The sequence below is a fragment of the Rubinisphaera margarita genome, assembly GCF_022267515.1.
Taxonomy (GTDB): Bacteria; Planctomycetota; Planctomycetia; order Planctomycetales; family Planctomycetaceae; genus Rubinisphaera; species Rubinisphaera margarita.
The window spans coordinates 416064-437530 of the sequence record NZ_JAKFGB010000014.1 but is presented as its reverse complement, the minus strand read 5'-3'; the positions used below and the strand labels follow the sequence as shown (position 1 = coordinate 437530).

The 21467-nt window shown below is 58.8% G+C and carries 16 protein-coding genes; 8 read left to right on the top strand and 8 right to left on the bottom strand.

Translation table 11 applies throughout. The annotated features are described in order from the left end of the window. Position 1: 1 nt before the first annotated feature. On the bottom strand, positions 2-484 hold the full coding sequence (locus L1A08_RS14605; protein WP_238757181.1) for a hypothetical protein: 483 nt from the start codon (positions 482-484) through the stop codon (positions 2-4). Positions 485-613: 129 nt separating this feature from the next. Between L1A08_RS14605 and L1A08_RS14600 the strand changes: the two genes are divergently transcribed. The 5 genes from L1A08_RS14600 to L1A08_RS14580 all read left to right on the top strand — a co-directional run bounded on the left by L1A08_RS14600 (position 614) and on the right by L1A08_RS14580 (position 11064). Beyond that, positions 614-1426, top strand: a complete 813-nt coding sequence (locus L1A08_RS14600) for a PDZ domain-containing protein (protein WP_238757180.1) — start codon at positions 614-616, stop codon at positions 1424-1426. Between the two features lie 13 nt (positions 1427-1439). After that, positions 1440-5621 carry a c-type cytochrome gene (locus L1A08_RS14595; RefSeq protein ID WP_238757179.1) on the top strand — a complete coding sequence of 1394 codons (4182 nt, stop codon included), beginning with the start codon at positions 1440-1442 and terminating at the stop codon, positions 5619-5621. Between the two features lie 226 nt (positions 5622-5847). Then, complete coding sequence (locus L1A08_RS14590) at positions 5848-8067, top strand: outer membrane protein assembly factor BamB family protein (protein WP_238757178.1); 2220 nt, start codon at positions 5848-5850, stop codon at positions 8065-8067. Positions 8068-8118: 51 nt separating this feature from the next. Next, entirely contained in the window at positions 8119-10104 is a 1986-nt protein-coding gene (locus tag L1A08_RS14585) for an outer membrane protein assembly factor BamB family protein (protein ID WP_238757177.1), read from the top strand. Positions 10105-10176: 72 nt separating this feature from the next. After that, complete coding sequence (locus L1A08_RS14580) at positions 10177-11064, top strand: ThuA domain-containing protein (protein ID WP_238757176.1); 888 nt, start codon at positions 10177-10179, stop codon at positions 11062-11064. A 106-nt stretch (positions 11065-11170) separates the two neighbouring features. Here the strand turns inward: L1A08_RS14580 and typA are convergent, their stop codons facing one another. Beyond that, the gene (typA, locus tag L1A08_RS14575; RefSeq protein WP_238757175.1) at positions 11171-12991 is read right to left on the bottom strand and encodes a translational GTPase TypA; all 1821 of its coding nucleotides are present in this window, start codon (positions 12989-12991) and stop codon (positions 11171-11173) included. 242 nt (positions 12992-13233) lie between these two features. Here typA and L1A08_RS14570 point away from each other — a divergent pair, with 242 nt between their 5' ends. The 3 genes from L1A08_RS14570 to hemL all read left to right on the top strand — a co-directional run bounded on the left by L1A08_RS14570 (position 13234) and on the right by hemL (position 16163). Next, positions 13234-13950: a (5-formylfuran-3-yl)methyl phosphate synthase gene (locus L1A08_RS14570; RefSeq protein ID WP_238757174.1), complete on the top strand. Its 717-nt coding sequence runs from the start codon at positions 13234-13236 to the stop codon at positions 13948-13950. Positions 13951-14071: 121 nt separating this feature from the next. After that, positions 14072-14773 (top strand): sugar phosphate isomerase/epimerase, encoded by a 702-nt coding sequence (locus tag L1A08_RS14565; protein ID WP_238757173.1) that lies wholly within the window; start codon positions 14072-14074, stop codon positions 14771-14773. A gap of 100 nt (positions 14774-14873) precedes the next feature. Beyond that, positions 14874-16163: a glutamate-1-semialdehyde 2,1-aminomutase gene (gene hemL, locus L1A08_RS14560; RefSeq protein ID WP_238757172.1), complete on the top strand. Its 1290-nt coding sequence runs from the start codon at positions 14874-14876 to the stop codon at positions 16161-16163. Positions 16164-16176: 13 nt separating this feature from the next. Here hemL and L1A08_RS14555 read toward each other — a convergent pair whose 3' ends face one another. From L1A08_RS14555 to L1A08_RS14530, 6 genes are all read right to left on the bottom strand, one after another. After that, positions 16177-17187, bottom strand: a complete 1011-nt coding sequence (locus tag L1A08_RS14555) for a lysylphosphatidylglycerol synthase domain-containing protein (RefSeq protein ID WP_238757171.1) — start codon at positions 17185-17187, stop codon at positions 16177-16179. A 28-nt stretch (positions 17188-17215) separates the two neighbouring features. Next, positions 17216-17695 carry an acetolactate synthase gene (locus L1A08_RS14550; protein ID WP_238757170.1) on the bottom strand — a complete coding sequence of 160 codons (480 nt, stop codon included), beginning with the start codon at positions 17693-17695 and terminating at the stop codon, positions 17216-17218. 156 nt (positions 17696-17851) lie between these two features. Continuing rightward, positions 17852-18850: a lysylphosphatidylglycerol synthase transmembrane domain-containing protein gene (locus L1A08_RS14545; protein WP_261362905.1), complete on the bottom strand. Its 999-nt coding sequence runs from the start codon at positions 18848-18850 to the stop codon at positions 17852-17854. Between the two features lie 178 nt (positions 18851-19028). Further along, complete coding sequence (locus L1A08_RS14540; protein WP_238757168.1) at positions 19029-19619, bottom strand: hypothetical protein; 591 nt, start codon at positions 19617-19619, stop codon at positions 19029-19031. Positions 19620-19783: 164 nt separating this feature from the next. Then, positions 19784-20218, bottom strand: coding sequence for a hypothetical protein (locus L1A08_RS14535; protein WP_238757167.1), 435 nt, complete (start codon positions 20216-20218; stop codon positions 19784-19786). A 150-nt stretch (positions 20219-20368) separates the two neighbouring features. Further along, positions 20369-21424: a DUF1559 domain-containing protein gene (locus L1A08_RS14530; RefSeq protein WP_238757166.1), complete on the bottom strand. Its 1056-nt coding sequence runs from the start codon at positions 21422-21424 to the stop codon at positions 20369-20371. Positions 21425-21467 lie beyond the last annotated feature (43 nt).

The window sequence follows — 21467 nt, the reverse complement described above, 5'->3', positions numbered from 1 at the left end:
TTCATCGGGCAGCAATTGCCGGACTGAGCTGGTCCATTTTCTCCAGAACCTGTCGGGAAGTCGTTTCTACACGTGTCAGAAACTCGTCTGCCGGTTCGGTCGTCCGGCCTGCAGTCACGAGCCCCCGGGAAAGAGCTTCAAGCAACCCCCGGAACCATATCTCCATTTCCGTTCGGAACTCGTTCAGTTCGTTCGTATTCAGGTCCTGTCGCGACAGGATCGAAGCGTTATCTGATCGATGCCGCCTTAACCGGCTGAGCGTCGTCCCTTCACTGCGATAAAGATCTCCGCTGTGGTAAGCCCGGCGGAGTCGAAACAGTTCATCAAACTGATAAACGGGATCAGCCCCGAAGTAGAACGAAGGCTGTCCCAGACTCCGGAATCCGACGAAGACTTTGCGGCCGTCGAGGATCAATTCTCCCCGAATTCGGCACGCGGTGGCTTCCTCGAACAGATCCTCGCGATCGGCTTCCTGTCTGGACATTTTTCCGCTACCCTACCGCTGACACCCTTAAACACGTTCTTATATGGTGATTCCACCGAGCTGAGAGTTCCGAGCGCTCCCTCGCCAGCACGGGAATGCCTGAAGGATGACTACTCAAAGATGCTTACCATGTCGATCGATTCGAGCCCGGATTTTTACTCGGAAGCGGTTGTTCGGAGGGAGACGTCCGCGAAATCGCGTTCTGCATTCTGGCTGATGACAGCCGCGATCACCTTTCTGATCGGGGCTCTGGGCACCATCTTCTACATTCCGATCGGTCTTCAACAGGCCTTTCTTACGGAATTGCGCGCCGATGGAGTCATGATCGCCACGTATCCTCGTGAGTCGACGTGGACCGGCATTGCGAGGGAGATCGAGCGGCACACCGGATTTTCGCCGCCGGTCATGCAGGCTATTCAACGGATCAGCTTCGGAACAAGGCCCGTCGCCCCGGAAACGCTCGAATCGCTGCCAGACTTTCCCGAGATTCGCGGTCTGTCGTTCTCCGGCTCCGATGTGACCGAAGATGATCTCACCAAACTGATCGGCGATCTGCCGAATCTGGCTGATCTCCATCTGTTCGCCTGCCCCAATCTTTCCTCGGAGTGGATCCGCGAACTCCGCGAGGCCAATTCTCATATGAGTCTCACCTACCGCGGGACCGCTTATCTTGGAATCGCGGCGGCTACAGAAGAGTCCGCGCCCAACTCCCGATGCCAGGTCGTTCATGTCGAACGAGGCACCGCGGCCGAGCAGGCTGGACTGCGGGTTGATGACAATATTGTTCGAATTGACGACGTGCCCGTCGACTCGTTTTCTGATCTCGTCATGGAGCTTTCTGGGTATCAACCGGGCGACAAGGTGGAAATCCACGTCGTGCGCGATAATGATACTCTGGTCCTCAACTGCGAGTTGGGTGCCTGGAAGATGTACTCCAACTGATGAAAAGGAACAGATGGCACGACACAAGCAGAGCCTTTGGACCGATCCGGTCCGGCTCGTCCTGATCGCCCTCCTTCTGTGGCCCTGCTCAACGGCACTGGCTGCTCCCGCCGAAGACCCCGAAGACAGTGATTTCCCTCCCGGCCTGCTGGCCACCTACACGGCAGGCGATGTCTCGATTCAGCGACTCGATCCCGACATCGCCTTCGACTGGCAGCAAGGCTCCCCGGATCTGCGACTGCCTCCCGGCTCCTTTTCCGTCACCTGGGACGGAGCGTTTCTCATCCGAAACAACGGAGCTCATCGCTTTCACGCCTACCTCTGCGGCGAAGTCGATGTGCTGCTGGACGGCAAGTCGGTCCTCAAGGCGACTGCTTCGGAACCGAAGTGGGTTTCCGGAGAGTTAACCGATCTCAACTTCGGAGAGACAGAACTCGAAATCAACTATCGAAAAACAGGCTCCACGGCAGTGGTCAAACTGTTCTGGTCCTCCGACAAGTTCCCGATCGAGCCCCTTCCTTCTTATCTGCTTTACCGGTTTGAGGGCGAACCGGAACTGGCGGAGATCGAACGGGGCCGGCTCGAATTCCGAGCCCGGCATTGCGATCGCTGCCATGAAAAGAGCAACACGCTCGAAAGCTCCCCCGGCCCTTCTCTGCTGCACGCCGGAACGGCGCTCGAAGAAGCCTGGATTGTTTCCAAGCTGATCACACCGGCGACACAGCATGAAAAGATGCCCGATTTCAAGATGACCGCGGAGGAAGCCGCAGACATCGCCCGCTATCTGCGGAAGTCGTCCACGAAGTCGCCCCAGTTGACCAGGGCCGACAGGAAGCTGAAGGACAAAGACCGTGAAGAAGGCGAACTGCTGACCCGTTCGGCTGGCTGCCTGGCCTGCCATGTGATCGGTGAGCTGGGCACGGACGGACTGTTCGGCGGAGGAAGTCTGGACGGCGTCGGCTCCAAGCGAAGTCAACCCTGGTTGATCAGCTGGCTGGAGAATCCGGCTCGACTCAACAAACATCACCGGATGCCGGAACCCTCGCTGGAGAAGAAAGAGATCCAGCAGGTCGCGATGTATCTGGCATCGCTGGAACAGGATCCGGGCTCGATCGACAATGCGGAACACGATCCGAGCATGGAGCACGGCAGGAAATTGATCAACCGCTTTGGCTGCGTCGCCTGCCACGAGATTCCCGGCTTTAACGAGACTTCCGCCGACGACGAAGCCGCTGCGAAGCCGCGTGAATACATTTCGCTCGCCGGCCGCACTGACCGCCCGGGGTGCCTCGAACCTGCCAGCGACGAGAAGCTTCACCACCGGCCGCATTATCCCCAGGCCGATGCGTCTGCCATTCAGGCGTGGCTCAAGAGCTATCACAACATTGATGAAGAGAATCCTCATTTCCGTGAGATGAGCTTTGCCCGAGGAGCGGATCTCCTGACGGAAAAGAACTGCCTGGCTTGCCATCCTCGCGATCGCAACACCGGAATCGCCATGGTCGCTGGCGAGGTGTCGCAGCACGACAAGCGACTCGCCGGACAGAGTCAGGGAATGATCGCGCCGCATCTCACCGCGGTCGGAGATCGCATGCACGAGGAATCGCTGGCGAAAGGGATTCGCGGCGACTTGCCGAAACGACTCCCCTGGCTGTCAGTCCGCATGCCAAAGTTCAAACACAGCAAGACCGAGTCTGACCAGTTACTTCATTACCTGATTTCTCACGACCGGCTGCCCGATCCCATCCCCGATGAACGTCTGCAATTGTCGTCTGTGGAGCTGACGTCAGCCGAGCAGCTTCTGGCCGGACGGGAACTGACCGGAGGCCGCGCCTTCAACTGCATCGCCTGCCACAAGTTCGGCGATTACGAGCCGCGAAACACCGCGCTCGGCACACGAGGCTCCGATCTGCTCGGAATCGACAGTCGCCTGCGGGCTCCGTATTTCCTGCGCTGGGTGTCGTCTCCACTGCGAATCGTGCCGGGCATGGAAATGCCGAGCTATAACATGGCCAAACCAGGCTTCGCCGTGCACGATGTCCATGATCAGCTGACGGTCGTCTGGAAGGCGATCAACAGTCCCGACTTCAAAGCGCCGTCGAATCCCACCGTGGTGGAACAGTACTTCGTTGTGCAGCCGCACGAACCATCCCGGGTGATTCGCGATGTCTTTGAGCTGAATGCGAGCGAGAAACGTACGTTCATTCCCCGGCCGTTCGCCGTAGGTCTCAACAACGGACACAGTCTGCTGTTCGACCTCGACCAGGCCCGCCTGCTTGAGTGGACTTACGGCGACTTCGCCGCTCAGGAAGCTGAGGGGAAATCGTGGCTGTGGAAACTGACTGGCGCTCCGGTCGTTAAGAACTTCAGCCAGCCTTCCGATTTCGTTCTGCTCGCCTCTGACGAGAAAGAGTCTTCACCGATCGCCCCCCAGCTCGAATCAGGCCGGGCGGCTTCACTGCACGATTATCAGATTATCTCAGACGGGGTGCAGTTCACCTATGACCTGTGGTTTCCGGTCGACGGACGACGCATTCCTGTGCAGATTCGCGAACGATGGACGACTGCGAAAAGCTCGGCCGACACCGGATTTTCTCGCGTGATCGAAGCCGGCGGCATTCCCAACGGATATCAACTGCAACTGCGCCAGTCGGCGGAAGGCCCCCTGCTGGGGGAACCGCGTCTGCAGGCAGGCGGCAAGCAGATGCCGCTCGGAACGTCCCAGACTTCATTGTCGTTCGAATCTCAATCGGACTCGCTACAAACACTCCAGTTGAGCTACCTCACTGCGTTGAACAACCGCGTGCTCACTCCGTTTGCCGAGAAGCCCGAAGTCTCCACACGTCCCGATGTCCTTTCTGGAACTCCCGGCTTCAAAACCGAGCGTCTGCCGTTGAGCAGCAATTTGATGCCGACGGCATTCGCATGGTCAAGAAAGGACCAGCTCCTGGTATCGTCTCTGAAAGGGCAGGTCTACGCCGTCGACGATTCCGACAACGATGGACTCGGCGACAAGCTCGAGGTTATCGCTTCAGGCCTCGCCGCACCGTTCGGCCTGCATGTGGAGGACGATTCCCTCTACATCGCTCACAAGCCGGACATCCTGAAGGTCGAGAACTATCGAACTTCGCATCCCACCGTGGACCTGGTCGCCGATGGCTGGGGGCACAGCGATAACTATCACGACTGGGTGACCGGCTTCGCCAAAGACGATGAGGGCAATCTCTACGTGGCCACAGGCAGCGACTACGCTCAGCCGAAACGTGATCCTGCTCTGATTCGCTGGCGAGGCGATGTTCTGAGAATCAATGAATCGAAGGAACCAACACAGATCGGTTCGGCTCTCCGGTACCCCATCGGCATCGCGGCTGACAGTCGCGGCCGGATTTTCGTCAGCGATCAGCAGGGGGTCCAGAACTGTTTCAACGAGATCAATCACATCGTCCCCGGCGCGCAGTACGGAGTGCCTGCCTTGCAGGGTGCGAACGGCGAGGAGAAACGAGCAGCCATTCAGATTCCACACCCGTGGACTCGCAGCGTAAACGGGATCTTCTTCATTCCGGAGGACATCGAGTCACCGGGGTTGAAAGCGTTCCGCGGACACGGCGTCGGCTGCGAGTACAATTACCGCTTCCTGGTCCGCTTCTCGCTGCAGGACGTCGGCGGAGAAGTGCAGGGCGCGTGCTACGCGATGACGGAATCGGCGGAACAACTGCCGGACGATGCCCCGGTCTTCCTCGGTCCGATGTGCGGAACCGTAGGTCCAGATGGCAACATTTATATCGGGAACATCCACGACAGCGGGTGGCGCGGCGGCCAGAACACGGGCGAGATCGTTCGGATGACGCCTCAGAATGAGTTTCCGAATGGCATTCGGGAAGTCCGCGCGACGGCCGATGGCTTCGACATTGAACTGCTCGAACCACTCGACGGTCAAACGCTTCGCGAGAAAGAGACGTACAATCTCGTGGGCTATACCCGCGTCTGGGAAGGAGATTACGCCACGCCCGATTCCGGCCGCTATCGCCCCGCGATTGAAGCGATAACCGTCTCCGATGATGGACGGACCATTCAGCTGCAGGTCGACGAACTGCGACCGGCCTACGTTTACGAACTGCACCTGGCGGAAAGCCTCGGGCTATTTCCGCGATCGGCCTACTATACAATGAACCGCATTCCCGACGCCGCTCGATGAAGGCGACCATCGCCGCGAGGAAGACGAACCAGCCGCGTTGATCTGGGCAGGCTACGTCATCGTTTACAACCGAAGAGCGGATGCGTACACTCGAAAGGCCTGCATCAACATATCAATCGACGACATTCTGACGACGCAGACGTTGACGGAAAACAGCGAGACGATTGACTCCAGCCCGCTTGAACACACCTCATCACTCCTTGACTTGCACGCAAAGGAATCAGCTATGAAGTTCTCACACCTGGCAGGGTTATGCCTGTTACTGGTGTTCGCGACAACGCTGAACGCTAATGACTGGGCGCATTGGCGTGGCCCGGAAATGAACGGCGTCAGCCGCGAAAAGAATCTGCCGGAAAGCTTCGATCTCGAGACCGGGGAAAACGTCCTCTGGACTTCCGAAATCGGCGGTCGATCGACTCCAGTTGTCATGAACGGTCGCGTTTACCTCAACTGCCGCACGGCCGATGACGTGACCGATCCGAAAGAAAAGATTCACGCCCGCGAACAGGTTGTCTGCTGGGATGCGGAAACGGGCGACGTCCTCTGGAAGGACGTCTTCAACGTCTTTCAGACCGACATTCCCGCACCGCGAGTGGGCTGGGCCTCGATGGTCGGCGATCCGGAAACGGGCAACGTTTATGTTCACTCCGTCAGTGGTCTCTTCAAATGCTACAGCCCGGAAGGTGAAGTGCTCTGGCAGCACTCGCTGTTCGAAGAGTATGGCAAGATCTCCGGCTACGGCGGACGAACCCAGACTCCGATCATCGATGAAGATCGCGTGATCGTCAGCTTCTTTGGACTCAACTGGGGTGACACCGCCGCTCCGCCGCCCAAGCAGACTTACTACTCCTTCGATAAAAAGACGGGTTCACTGCAGTGGGCTTCTCAGGTGGGCGGGGCTCCGCTGGACACCAACTACTCCGGTCCGATTATCACCGTGATCAACGGTCAGCGAATGATGATTGCCGGGAACCCGGATGGCGGCCTTTACGCGATCAACGCCCGCACAGGGAAAACGATCTGGGGTCACAAGATGTCGAAACGGGGATTGAACTCCTCTCCGGTTGTCGACGGTGATCTCGTCTACATGTCGCACGGGGAAGACAACGTCGACAACATCAAGTTCGGCCGCGTCGAGTGCCTGCGGGCCACCGGCGAAGGCGATGTGACCAAAACCGCTTCGGTCTGGCGTGTCGATGATATCAAAGCGGGCTATGCCAGCCTGCTGGTCAAGGACGGCATCCTGTATGTCGTGACTGACACCGGCAACCTGGTCGCCTTCGATTCCAAGACGGGCGACCAGTTGTGGAGCCATTCCTTGGGAACCGTCGGCAAAGGTTCGCCGGTCTGGGCCGATGGCAAGCTGTATGTGATGGAAGTGAACGGCAACATTCACATTCTCAAGCCAAGCCGCGAGAAGTGCGAATCGCTGTACCACACGCAGCTGCTGGCCACCGAATCGGCTGGATACGATGAGATCTATGCCTCACCCGCCATTGCCAACGGACGCGTCTACTTCTGTACTCGCGACCGGATGATCTGCATCGGCGACAAAGATGCCAAGGTCGAAGCAGACCCGATTCCGCCGCTGGCGAAGGAAGAAAGTGCCGGCGACGAGATCGACACCATTCACCTGATGCCGTACGAGACTTACGTCACCGACAATGGCTCCGTCGAATATGAACTGCGTGCTTACGACAAGAACGGTGTCTTCCTGAAGACGCTCGACTTCGAACTGACCCCGGACGATGCACTGGCTTCTGTCGCCAAAGCAGACGGGAAGAAGCTGGTTCTGGAAGGTGGCAAAAAGGACTACGCCGGCCTGGTCACGGCCAAGGCGGGGGATCTGACCACCACCGCTCGCGTCCGGTACTTCCCGGGCGGCGACTGGAGCTGGAACTTCGATGGCCTGACTGGAACCCAGGTTCCGCCAACATGGGTCAATGCGTTCCTGAAGCTCAAGCCGCATCAGGTCGATGGCGAAAACGTGCTGATTAACTCCCTGAACAAGGGACGTCCTTCCGCCTACATGTGGATCGGCTATCCGGAAATGTCCGGCTACACGATGCAGGCCGATGTGATGATGAAAGAATCGGCTCGCCAGTTGCCGAGCGTCGGCATTACCGTGCAGCGGTACAACCTGATTCTCAAAGGAAACTTTGGCAAGCTGACAGTGCAGAGCTGGGCTCCGCACCTGCGGATGGCCAAGGAAGTGAAGTACCGCTCCGATCCGGATGTCTGGTACACGATGAAGTGTAAAGTCGAGATCCGCGATGGCGTGGCCCATGTTCTGGGCAAGGTCTGGAAGCGTGATGAAGACGAGCCGGAAGAGTGGACCATCGATGCCGAAGATCCACATCCCAACGAGCAGGGGAGCCCGGGCTTCTATGTTTACGCCATGGCCGACTCGCTGTTCGACAACGTCAAAGTCTTCCGCGAAGAATAATTGATACACAGCGAGCGCAAGCCGCTTCCTCTGAAATAAAGGATTACTTAGATGCCTCAATGGTCCTGGAAAACCATTTTACAACAGACCTCGTTCGCGGTGCTCGGCTGCTCCGTGGCCGTCTGGGTGGTGGGATGTGCTGAACCTCCCCAACCTGCCACGCCGACGGAAGAAGCGGGTCACGATGATGATCACGGCGACGACCACGGTCATGATCACGGACACGACGACGATCATGGACACGATCACGACCATGACGGTGATCACGGCCATGCCGACGATGCTGCTCCGGCAGCCCTGGCTCCGGACGCTCTCGAGAAGATGATCGTTCCCGATCTGACGACCGTGCCGCAGGTTTCGCCGCCGGCTGACAAGCCAGCCCCGGCTACGACCACGACTCCGCCACCGGCCAAAACGAGCACTCCTGCTCCGGCAACGACCTCAACCCCGGCCCCGGCCACCACGTCGACGCCAGCTCCAGCTGGCACAACAGCCGCAAAAGGAATGAAGGAAGAGAAGCCAGCCGCGGCTGAAACGTCCAAGGCTGACAGCAAGCCGGCGGAAACCGCTCAGGCGAACGGCGCGGGTGCTGGCGACTGGCCGATGTGGGGTGGAGATCCGACCCGCAACATGGTCAACAAGATCTCCGGAGTTTCGCTCGACTTCGAGCCGGCTCTCGAAGCTTCTGAAGGGAAGAACCTGATCTTCACCGCTCGTCTCGGCTCCCAGACCTACGGCAACCCGGTTGTCGCCAATGGCAAAGTGCTGGTCGGAACCAACAACGGTGGGGAATACCGTCCGCAGCACGAAGGGGACCGCGGCGTCGTCCTCTGCTTCGACGACGAAACCGGCGAGTTCCTCTGGCAGTTGACTCGCGAAAAACTGCCTCAGGGCCGTGTGAACGACTGGCCGGAACAGGGCATCTGCTCGACGCCTTGTGTTGAAGGCAACCGCGTCTGGGTCATCACCAATCGCTGCGAAGTGATGTGCCTCGACCTGGAAGGTTTTCGGGACAACGAGAACGATGGTCCGTACACCGAAGAAGCCGACAGCGAACAGCAGGATGCCGACATTATCTGGTCGTACGATATGATCGAAACGCTCGGCGTGTTCCCGCATAACCTGGCAACCAGCTCGCCCGTCATCCATGGCGATTATCTGTATCTGCTGACCTCCAACGGGGTCGATGAGGCTCACCTCGAAATCCCTGCTCCTCGCTCTCCGAGCTTCCTGTGCATGGACAAGAACACCGGTGAGATCATCTGGGAAAGCAACGAACCGTTCGACCAGATTCTCCACGGTCAGTGGTCCTCGCCGGCTGTCGGAATGATCAACGGGCAGGCTCAGGTCTACATGCCTGGTGGAGACGGCTGGCTGTACGCCTTCGATGGCAAGTCGGGCGACATCGTCTGGAAGTTCGACCTCAACCCGAAAGACTCCCGCTGGGAACTGGGTGGACGTGGAACGCGAAACAACATCGTTTCGACGCCGGTCTTCTTTGAGAACAGCGTGATCCTGGCCGTCGGTCAGGATCCGGAACACGGCGAAGGGGTTGGCCACATCTATCGCGTCGATGCGACCAAGACCGGCGACGTCTCTCCCGTCACTCCGGAAGGCGAAGAGAACCCGAACTCGGCTCAGATCTGGCACGTCGGTGGTGTTGATGCCGATGGCTCAATCACCGGCCGCAAGGGCGACCTGATCTTCCGCCGCACGATTTCCACAGCGGCGATCCACGATGGTCTCGTGTATGCTCCGGACCTGAGTGGCTTCCTCCACTGCATCGATTTCAAGACCGGGGAACGCTACTGGGAATACGACGCCTTTGCCGCCATCTGGGGTTCCCCGATGGTTGCAGACGGCAAGGTCTTCCTGGGCGATGAAGACGGCGACCTCGTTATTCTTCAGGCCGGTAAGGAAGAAAAGGTGCTGGCCGAAAAGCTGTTCGATTCGTCGATCTACAGCACGGCGACATTTGCCAACGGCAAGATGTACGTCGCCGACCGGTCCCGCCTGTACTGCTTCAAAGCGAAGTAGTCCAGACAATCAAACAGAGCTGTCCGCCTGGCGGGCAGCTTTTTTTTTGCCCTCACAGGAGTGAAACACATCATGAGAATCTACAAGTTGCTCGGTCTGATTCTGTCCGTCGTCCTCGTTTCCGCGACTTCCACTTCCGCCGCCGACAAGTTGTCAGTCCTGCTGGTCGATGGCCAGAATAATCACAAGTGGGAAATCACTTCGCCGATCCTGATCGACATTCTGGAGTCCACAGGACGCTTTCAGGTCGATCGGGCGACGTCTCCTCCGAAAGGCGAAGACATGTCCGCCTTCCGGCCCAACTTCGCCGACTACGATGTCGTCGTCTCCAATTACAACGGCACCCTCTGGTCGGAACAGACCCGCAAGGACTTCGTCGCCTACGTGAAGAATGGAGGCGGGTTCGTCTCTGTCCACGCAGCTAACAATTCCTTCCCGGAATGGCCGGAATACAACCAGATCATCGGGCTGGGTGGCTGGGGCGGTCGTTCAGAAGCCTCGGGCCCTTACATCCGCTTCCGCGAGGGCAAGGTCGTTCGCGACGAATCGCCCGGTCGTGGCGGCAGCCACGGATCGCGGCACGAGTTCGTCGTCACCACCTTCGATGAAGACCATCCCATCATGAAAGGGCTGCCTTCGAAATGGATGCACTGCGAAGACGAGCTCTACGATCGGCTGCGCGGACCGGCACGGAATCTGAACGTGCTGGCGACCGCTTATTCCGATCCAGAAACTCGTGGCTCAGGCGAAGTCGAACCAATGCTGATGACACTCGAATACGGAGACGGCCGCGTGTTCCACACCGTCCTCGGACACGATACCGTCGCGCTGAGCAGCGTCGGTTTCCAGGTGACGCTGCAGCGTGGCACCGAATGGGCCGCGACAGGCAAGGTCAGCATGACCGACGTTCCCAAGAACTTCCCCAGCGAATCGAAGTGCGAAACCCGCTCTTTTGAATAGTTCAGTCGACACCTGACCGACTGTAAACGGAAACCACGCGACAAAAAAAAGCCTTCTCTCGATTTCCGGGAGAAGGCTTTCTGTTTTCAGTCGACTCGGCTGAGTCTTACGAGTTGACCAGTTGCGGGCGACGCTTACGTTCCTGCTCGGTCAGGCCGATCTTCCGCAGGCGAATCGCATCCGGCGTGACTTCGACATATTCATCCCGTTCGATGTACTCCAGAGCCACTTCCAGCGACATGTCGCGGGGCGGCTGCAGCAGGATGGCATCGTCCGAACCGGACGCCCGGACGTTCGTCAGCTTCTTCTCGCGGATCGGGTTCACGACCATGTCGTTGTCGCGGGAGTTCTCCCCGACAATCATTCCGGTGTAGACCTCGGTTCCCGGCGGAATGAACATCACGGCTCGTTCGCCCAGCTTCCACAGAGCATAAGCCGAAGCCTTGCCTGAATCCTGAGAGATAAGTACGCCGTTCGCCCGGCTCGGCAGTTCGCCTTCGCTGGGGCGATACGAATCGAAGCGATGGTTGACCACAACTTCCCCACGGGTCGCATTGAGCAACCGGGTTCGCAGGCCGATGAGGCCACGAGCGGGAATCATGAACTCCAGATGCGACTGACCGGAATCGCCCGAACTCATGTCGAGCATCTGTCCGCGACGCGGCGTGATCAGTTCCATCACCGCTCCAACCAGATCGGTCGGAACATCGATCGAGAGCTGTTCGAATGGCTCGTGAATAACGCCGTCGACCTCTTTGCGAATAACTTCCGGCTTGCCCACAGAAAGCTCGTAGCCTTCCCGTCGCATCTCTTCGATCAGGATCGACAGATGCAGCAAGCCACGGCCTGAAACTCGGAAGCACTCTTTGACATCCGTTTCTTCAACGCGAAGGGCGACATTCGACTGCAGTTCGCGGTGAAGACGTTCACGCAAATGGCGAGTCGTCACAAACTTGCCCGACTTTCCGGCGAACGGCGAGCTGTTGATCGTGAACGTCATCGAGATGGTGGGTTCATCGACCTTGATCCGCGGCATGGCGGTCGTAACCGACGGATGGGCGATTGTATCGCCGATCTCGGGGTCCGGCAGTCCGATCAGAGCGACCAGGTCGCCCGCGGTGGCTTCCGGAACGGCGACGCGGCCCAGGTTATTGAAGACCTCGACCTGTTCCACGGTTGCGTTTTCCCGCTTGCCATCGGCCCGCATGACAACGACTTTTTCGCCGGTCTTGATTTTGCCCGACTTGATGCGCCCCGTGGCGATCCGGCCGACGTACTTCGACCAGCTGAGGGTCGTCGCAATCATCTGGAACGGCTCTTCCATCTCAACGGTCGGGCCGGGGATGTGTTCGATAATCATGTCGAGCAGCGGCTGCATGGTGCCCTCGCGATCTTTCGGATCGTGGGTGGCGAAGCCGCTGCGGCCACTGGCGTAGACGTACGGGAAGTCGAGCGTCTCGTCATCGGCTCCCAGTTCGACCAGCAGGTCGAAGACAAAGGACAGCACCTCATCGGGGCGACAGTCGGGGCGGTCAATCTTGTTGATAACCACCAGGGGCTTCAGTTTCTGCTCGAGAGCCTTGGAGAGCACGAAGCGAGTCTGGGGACGCGGACCTTCGAAGGCATCGACGAGCACGAGGGCTCCGTCGGCCATACTGAGAACGCGTTCCACCTCGCCACCGAAATCGGCGTGGCCCGGGGTGTCGATGATATTGATCTTCACGCCGTTGTAGCTGAGGGCGATATTCTTCGCGAGAATGGTAATACCCCGTTCACGCTCCAGATCGTTCGAGTCGAGAATGCACTCCTGTGTCAGCTGGGAGTCGCGGAATTGCCCTGACTGCTTGAGCAGACTGTCGACGAGCGTGGTCTTCCCGTGGTCGACGTGGGCGATGATGGCGATATTGCGGAGGTCGGAACGTTGCATTTGTGTAGGAACTCGTCGGAGGTTGGGCGGCATCAAGCCGCGGGGTAGTGCCGTTTCGCGCGAAACGGGCGAAGCATTGTCGCCGACCGTCAACTGGACGACGCTCTCCCTGCTCGTAATGACTGACGTTTGCAGGTCGGCAGACGCGGGGATTATAAGGGCATTCCGGAAAACATCACGATCAGTTTTGCAGTTTCCGTCCGGAATTCCGCGAGTTCTCTGCTCTTTATCAAAGTTTGCTGATGCCAGAACTGCTAATCAGTGTCCGAAATGTCCCTGAAGCAACTTCCGCACTGGACGGCGGTTGCAGCATCGTGGACATCAAAGAACCGGCGAACGGCCCTCTCGGAATGGCATGCGTTGATGTGATCGTGTCAATCGCGAAACACCTCGGCTCGTCCCGCCTCCGCCGGCTCAGCGTGGCATTGGGAGAGCTTGATGAATGGCCCGCTGAGCGCCCGATCCCTGCATTGCTCAACAGTTGCGATTATCTGAAGGTTGGCCCGGGGACACTTGAGGATCCCGCCGAATGGGAAGAAGCGCTCCGGCGTCTCAGGCAACGTTTTGATCAGGCCGGAATCAGTCGCCCTCGCTGGATTGCCGCACTCTACGCCGATCGTCCATTGCTGTCGAAGGCTTTCCCCCAAATCGTCTCATTGCGGAACATCGGCTACGACGGATTGATGGTGGATACAGCCGAGAAAGCGGGACGGTCCCTGCTCGACAGCCTGCCGGTGAATCAACTCCGGGATCTCGTTGAACTCTGTCGAGAGTCGGCGATTCGCATTGGCCTCGCCGGTTCGCTGTCGCAAGGCGCGATGGAGTCTCTGTTGAAGGCCGGCGTGCGGCCCGATCTGTTCGGAGTGCGGTCGGCCGCGTGCGGCAATCACGATCGTTCCGGGACGGTTCAGAAAGCTCTCGTCGAGCAACTCCGGAACGTCCTGCGGCCGCATGCGTGAAGCCGAGATCCGTGGCCGCGACAGACTGACCGACCGGCCCTCGTTGCACGATGAGGATCAGTCGCCATAATGCGGAAGGCCCCCTGTACGCCACTTTCCACTGAGGAAAGAGAGACCTTTCATGCTGAAAATTGCGACCAAGTTCGCCCCGGAAACGCCTGCCTTCGAACTCGCCTGGCGAGCCGGCTTCCGTTTCGCCGAGTTCTACCTGTCGGCCGATCTGCTGGAGAACGTCAAGAAGATCATCGCGAACGCGCACGATTTTCCTTTCGAGTACGTGCCCCACTTCCCCAATAAAAAGGTGACGGAGAAGACCGTGGCTGCAGCGGTTGAACTCTATCGCCAGCTCGGCTGCCGCACGATGGTCATTCACCAGCCGATGATTGACCAGTGGGGAGCGACACTGAAAACTCTGCATCCCGAGATCCGCCTGGCTGTCGAGAATCACTATCTCGATGAGAAGCAGATCTGGGACTGGGCCGAGAAGAACCCCGGGCTGAACCTCGACATCGAACATCTGTGGAAGTTCACACTGAAGGACGGGCCACGAGAAAAGGTGATCGACCTCGTCTCGCGCATTCTCGAGAAGTACCCCGACAAGTTGAATCACATCCACCTGCCCGGTTATGTTCCTGGGCACGACGAACATCGGCCGATGTACTGTTCCCGCGAACTGATGTTCGAGATCTGGAACCTTCTGCACAAGAAGAAGTACGCCCACTTCATGGTGAGCGAAATCAACGCACAGTACCAGACGCTCGAAGACCTGAAGATGGACGTCCTCCTCTTCGAACGCTGGTGGGCCACCCGCCAGAAGTCGTAACGAATACAACCACAAGCAGGCTCCCGCCTGCCGCACCGAATCAGGAATCGCGGCCCTCTTTCAACGAGCCGCCGGCAAAGAACACCAGTCAGGACACCCCATGAAACGTACCGCCAGTCAGCAGCAGATCGAACGGGCCCGCAAAGTCATCCCGGGTGGAGTCAACAGTCCCGCTCGCGCCTTCGGAGCCGTCGGCGGCGATCCCGTAGTCATCGACCGCGCCCAGGGCGCGTACCTGTACGATCTCGATGGCAACCGCTACATCGATTACATCGGCTCCTGGGGGCCGCAGATCCTCGGCCATCGACATCCCAAAGTCACCGAAGCGATCGCCGCTGCTCTGGAGAAGGGGACCAGCTTCGGTGCTCCGACTGCCGCTGAGACCGATATGGCGGAGTTTCTCTGTGAAGCCGTGCCTTCGCTGGAAAAGGTCCGCATGGTCAACTCCGGTACCGAAGCGACGATGTCGGCCATTCGTGTCGCTCGCGGCTACACCGGACGGGATCGCATCGTCAAATTCGCCGGCTGTTATCACGGCCATGTCGACAGCCTGCTCGTTCAGGCCGGCAGCGGAGCACTCACACTCGGCACGCCATCGAGCCCCGGCATTCCTGAAGGCTGCACCAAAGACACGCTCTCGGTTGAGTACAACGACTGCCAGCAGCTCGAAGAGACCTTCCAGAAGTACGGCTCCGAAATCGCCTGTGTGATTCTCGAACCGGTCGTCGGCAACATGGGAACCGTCGTTCCTGATCAGGAGTTTCTGCAGACGCTGCGCCGACTTTGTGACGACAATGGAACGGTTCTGATCTTCGACGAAGTGATGACCGGTTTCCGCGTTGCTTTCGGCGGCGCTCAGACTCTGTTCGGCATCACGCCGGATCTCACCGCGATGGGGAAAATCATCGGCGGCGGCATGCCTGTCGGTGCTTACGGCGGCAAGAACGAAATCATGAGCCGCGTCTCGCCAGAAGGGCCCGTGTATCAGGCCGGGACACTGTCCGGAAATCCCGTTGCTATGGCGGCTGGACTCACGACCCTGCAACTGCTCAAGGAACTCGATCCGTATCCGCGGCTCGATGAGGCGGGCGCGAAACTGGAAGCCGGACTGAAGGCCGCCGCGGAAGCTGCCGGGATCCCGCATCAACTCGCCCGCGTCGGCAGCATGATGACGCTGTTCTTCAACGACCAGCCGGTAAAGAACTATTCGATCTCCAGTCAGAACGACACGAAGCGTTTCGCCCGCTTCTTCCACGGCCTGCTCGACCGGGGCATCTACTTCCCCTGCAGCCAGTACGAAGCCCTCTTCATCTCAGCCGCCCACACGGATGAAGATCTCGACGCCACAATCGACGCCGCGACCGAGGTGCTGAAAGAAATCGCCGACTAACAGCCAAACGGAGCTACTCTGCCGATTCCTCTGGAGCGATGATTCGTCGTCGCGGCACGGCATACAGCAACAGAGCGAACACGACTTCGCTACCGAAAGAGACCAGTCGCAGCAGGACCGATGCCAGGACGGCGATTGAGGTGTCAATCTGCGGAGACAACTGGAGTAGACCGACCAGAATGGCTTCGCGAACGCCGAGGCCGCCGGGAGCGAACAGCACCCAGAAGCCGAGCGAAGTTGCCCCCGCGACCGCACAGGTCCACAGCAGGGGCTGATTGGTGAGATCAGGATTGATGCCGATGCCCTTGAGGACCAGACCGAGCGACAGCCCATTCAGCAGCCAGCCGATGCCGATCACAATCCCCCACAGAAGCACGGTCTTGAATGGCAGACGCAGTTCCGGCGGTTGAGATCCGTTCGAAGATTTTCCCGAGAGCTTCTTTGCCGCCAGTGCCAGCAGTCTCGAGAAGACAGGAATCAGAGCCGCGGCAACAATCACGACAACTCCCGCAGCGAGCCAGCGCTGCCACGAAGGAGCCTGAAAGATCGGCGCCAGTTGCGGCGGCGCTTCGGCAATCAACTGAGGACTGGCGGTCCCGAGTACGACCGGCAACAGAACCACGGTCAGCAGCATCCCGGTCGACATCGTGAAGAGGGTTTCGACAGTCGCCATCATCGCGGCCAGACCCATCCCGATATTGAACTCGCGAACCAGGGCGGCTCGAATCACCAGAGCCAGCGCTTTGCCCGGCACATACTTCCCGATGTGTCCGCAGAAGTGAGCCCGGAGCAGCGAATAGGAATCAATCGAGGCCCCGGCCGAGCGCATCAGTTCGCCCCAGACCCAGGCCGCCGGGATCCACCCGAGGAAGTAGACGATCACAGCGAGAATCAACCAGCCCGGCGACCACGAGATCGACCGCCAGTCGATTTGCTGCGTCTGACGATAGCCGTAGCGGACCACGAAGATCATCACAACGATGAACAGGCTCCACTTCAGTAGAGCAATCGCGAGGCGCCGCATGTTCGGCCGGCCGGCGGACGAATCGGGATCAACAGAAGTAATGGTCGTCGTCCCTCAGATCGTCTTCCGTGATAATCTCCAGACCGCGATCCCGCAGAATCTGCATGGCGATGTCGACATCATCGACGGAAATGGCAATCGCTCCGCGTCCACCACGCCGGTAGATCAGAGGATAGGTGTACTGAATATTGAGCTCGGCCTGCATCAGAGCCAGGCAGACGCGAACCATCGGCTGCGGATCGTCCGGCAGGCAGACGCCGACGACATTGTTCTCGAACCAGGTGAAATTCGAGAGCTTGAACAGTTCCCGGGCCCGGTCGGCATCGTCGACCATCAGGCGGAGGGTTGAAAAATCCGCCGAGTCGACCACGCTCATCGCGATGACGCGAAGTTCATTGCGTTCCAGCACCTGAAACAACTCGTGCAGACGCCCGACGCGGTTCTCCATAAAGACGCAGAACTGCCGCAGACACGGCCAGCCGCGACTGCGAGCCGTCATCGGAGTCATCGTAGAATCGTCACCGTAACTCATGGAGCGCCGCTCTCATCCTGAATTCGGCTGCGGGCCCGCAACGTTGCTGTTGACCCGATCGCCGTCCGAAGCACTGCGCGGACTGTATATTTTCCGGGAAAATCGGTCAATAACGGCTCGCACCGCCCCGAATCAGGCGGTGGCTTCGATCTCTTCATCAACATGTTCGGCTTCGTCCTGAAGGCGTTCCAGCGAGAAACCGGAGCGGCCGAGGTACCAGAAACCGATCGCGGTCACCACAACATACTGCAGCAGGTGGTAATAAATCGAAGCCGCAAAGGCCGCGTTCGCCGAGACATCGAAGATCTTCAGCGTCTCGACGAAGGCGACCTGAATGGCTCCGAAAAAGCCGGGCGAGGTCGGAATAGTGACGGCAAATACAAGCACGCCCAGCAGAATCAAGGTGGCCGGGAAGGGGACTTCGACCCCGAAACTCCAGAGCGAGATCAGGATGAGGACGCAGTTCAGGCTCCACTGAACGAAAGAATTCAGCATCAGAAGGGCAAGCAGACGGCCCCGTCGCAACACCCCGGTTCCTTCCGCCGCCGCGACGACAAGTTCGGTCAGCTTGTGCTTAAGTTCGGATCCCAGCGGCAAATGTTCGATCAGCCAGCGAGCCAGTCGGACGGCTCGTTCGATCCAGATCACGGCCAGAATCAACACCACGACCATCGCGATCGCGACAAGTCCAATATAGAAGAAGCGCTCCACAAAGACTGGGGGAAGGTTCTGCACGGTAATCATGCCCAGACCAACCAGAGACAGAACCGCGAGGAGATCGAGCACGCGTTCAATCGCCACACTGGAGAACACGGCCGCAGCCGGAATCTTCTCCTGCCTGCTGAGCATGAACACGCGGATCAGTTCGCCCAGACGGGCGGGCAGAACGTTGTTGCCCATGAAGCCGATCATCATCGGCCCGGCGGCCCGGCGGGCCGGCACATCCTTGAGCGGCAACAGGATCCATTTCCAGCGGATCGCCTTGAGCACATAGAACGCCGCCAGAGCGATCAGGTAAAGAGGGATCGTTTCATAACGGGCGTTCGAAAACTGTCGTCCGACTTCCGTCCAGTCGACATCTCGCACCGCCCACGCCAGACAGGCGATCGTGATGGAGAACCCAACCGCCAGATGGACCCATTTATTCTTGTGAATCGAACCGCTCCCTATGAACCGCTATGCAACACTTCCCCGCGCAGTGTAGCACGTCGGTCGAAGCGTCGAACAGAGAGTCGGACTCGGCCGTTCCGCATGAAGCAAGCCCATATGATTAAGGACTTTACGGCACACCATGACCGCGAAGCTCCCACTACGGCCGGGCAAACAGAACTCGTGAACTCGGCAGGCTCGGACGGCCATACCCCGCAGGTTGCACCACGGTCGAGCGCTGAATGGACGCGGACGGGGCGTCGAAAGGCAGTTCCTGTCGCGATTCCGTCTCAGCCGGGGCACCGGGAAGCGGCACCTGCCGCGGAAACTGAACCGGCGGAGGAGCAAGCTCTGGGGGCACGATAATCTCAATAGGCGCCGCCGGCGGGGCTGGCGCGATCGGTCTCTCGACAGATCCCGGCTCGGACATCGGTCTCAGCGACTCGCGGACACCCATCGGCTGGGAATTCACGGTCGCGTGATTCGGCGTCACTTGCGAAGAAGCCGTCTGATACTCCGAAGGAGCCGGCGTCATCGATGCCGGACCATGCAGCCAGCCAAAGTAGGCCGTAGACGCCGGAGGCGAACTGTCATGGCCGATCCGTTCAAAGATCAGGCTCGGCCGGGAGTAGCTGTTCGTATCGGCATTGAGGTAAATCAGACTGGGGAACCCGCGCAGACCAGTACAGCCCGGCAATGCAGCCAGAATCAGAAGAGTCGCGAAGAGATGAAGACTGGATAGAGTGCGCATGGCGATAACCTGTAAGCTGGGAACCACTTACGTTGATTATCGTCGCGACGAGTGAAGGTCTTCACCCTTGTCTGAGTCAACCTGGAGAAAATCGGCAGACTCTAACACCGATCGCTGCACCGCCCGGCAAACCACGCTGCCAGCACGGGATGACGTCGCCTCGATTAGTTCTCTTCATCTTCAGGACGAACGATTTCTCCCTGGGTGAAGTCGAAGTTGTGAACATGCTCGCCGTCTTTCTGGACGGTGGCGGTCGTCCGAAACTCACCCACCACGGTTTCCTCATCCTCTTCTTCTTCGCTCGGCTCCACGACCCGGACGGTAACATCGTGCTCGCCAACAATCGCACCGGTTACTTCCGGGATCGAATACTCCCCGTTCTTCACATACCCGAAAGCGGTTGGAGCATTGGTGATGTCTCCCTTGCCGACGTTCGGGCGGAACTCGATTTGAGCCAGCTCAATCGGATTGCCGTCGACCGTAATTTTCCCGGAAACGGGCACGCGACTCGGACCGGAGTCGCCGCCGCAACCCGTGAGGAGACCGAGGGCAAAAACCGGGATAACAAGAGAGCAAATTCGCAGCGAAGTCTTCGTCATAGGATGTGCAACCTGTTCACTGATGCCTGAACGGCAAGGGAAGGCAGGCCACAAGGATCAGGACCACTGACAATGCGGCTCTGCCTGATGATACTCACTCAGATAGGAATGCCGGCTGCGGGCAAATGAACCCGCAGCCGGCGAATCGTCTTAAAACGCACCAATCACGTTACCGTCACGTCGGTTACCCAACAGGGTGTAAGTGGCGTTACTCAGATTCTCAGAGATGAACCGGACCGACCCATCCGCCAGGACAAATTGCGCTCCACCTGAGTGGAGCGAAGAAAACTGTCCTCGCGTGTAATTATGCTGCAGGACATCGGACGAGTCGTGTACATTCTTGGTGTTAGGTTCATGGCCGGTCACGCCAAGAGCGTCTCCGTAGCCACAGCCTGTGCATTGAACGTCCGCATCATTCGAGGATCGGGTAACCCAGAGATTTCCAGCATTGGCGTTCACAGTTTCAACCGCACCAGAACCCGGGTTCGTGACTTTGTACTCCCAGCATCGCTCGCCGATGATCAGCGTGTTACTGGTCCCATCCGTGATGTCCCTCATGCGGGTTTTGCTGTCGACGGTAAAGATTCCGTTCGCCTGGGTCTTTCGAGCCCACACGTTCCGGTTATTCGCTCCGCGGTTCACACCAATGTAATTCGTGATCGCCACAGCCCGCAGTGTTCCGCTGGTCGAACCCCGCACGCGGCGATGACCCGTTCCAACGTCCGGAGCTACGTCAGACGGACAGCGAAACGCGGACACCGGAGTCTGAAACGTATTTCCGGTCGCCGACCAGGCGTCGATCGCGGCACCACCGTGACGGCCGGAAACGTCGAGAAGATCGTAAGCGGCGGACTGTTCCATCATCGAAGCGATGAAAGCCGTCCAGTTCCATTGTGCGGCCCCGTTTCCTCCCGCACTTGTCGCTCCCTTGGGATGAATCGAAGGGGTGGTTCCCGAATTGCTGTAGTGCCCGTAATCGCCGATGTATCCCGGCGGGAACACTTTGAACGTGTCGTGGTAGTTGTGCAATGCCAGGCCAATCTGCTTGAGATTGTTCTTACAGGAACTCCTGCGAGCTGCCTCCCGGGCCTGTTGGACTGCGGGCAGCAGCAGGGCAACAAGGATCGCAATGATTGCGATGACAACAAGAAGTTCGATCAGCGTGAATGCGGATCTCTGACGAGAATGGGGGCGGCACGGCGACATGGGGACTCCCTGAACAGAACAACCGACACAGAAAAATCCGAGA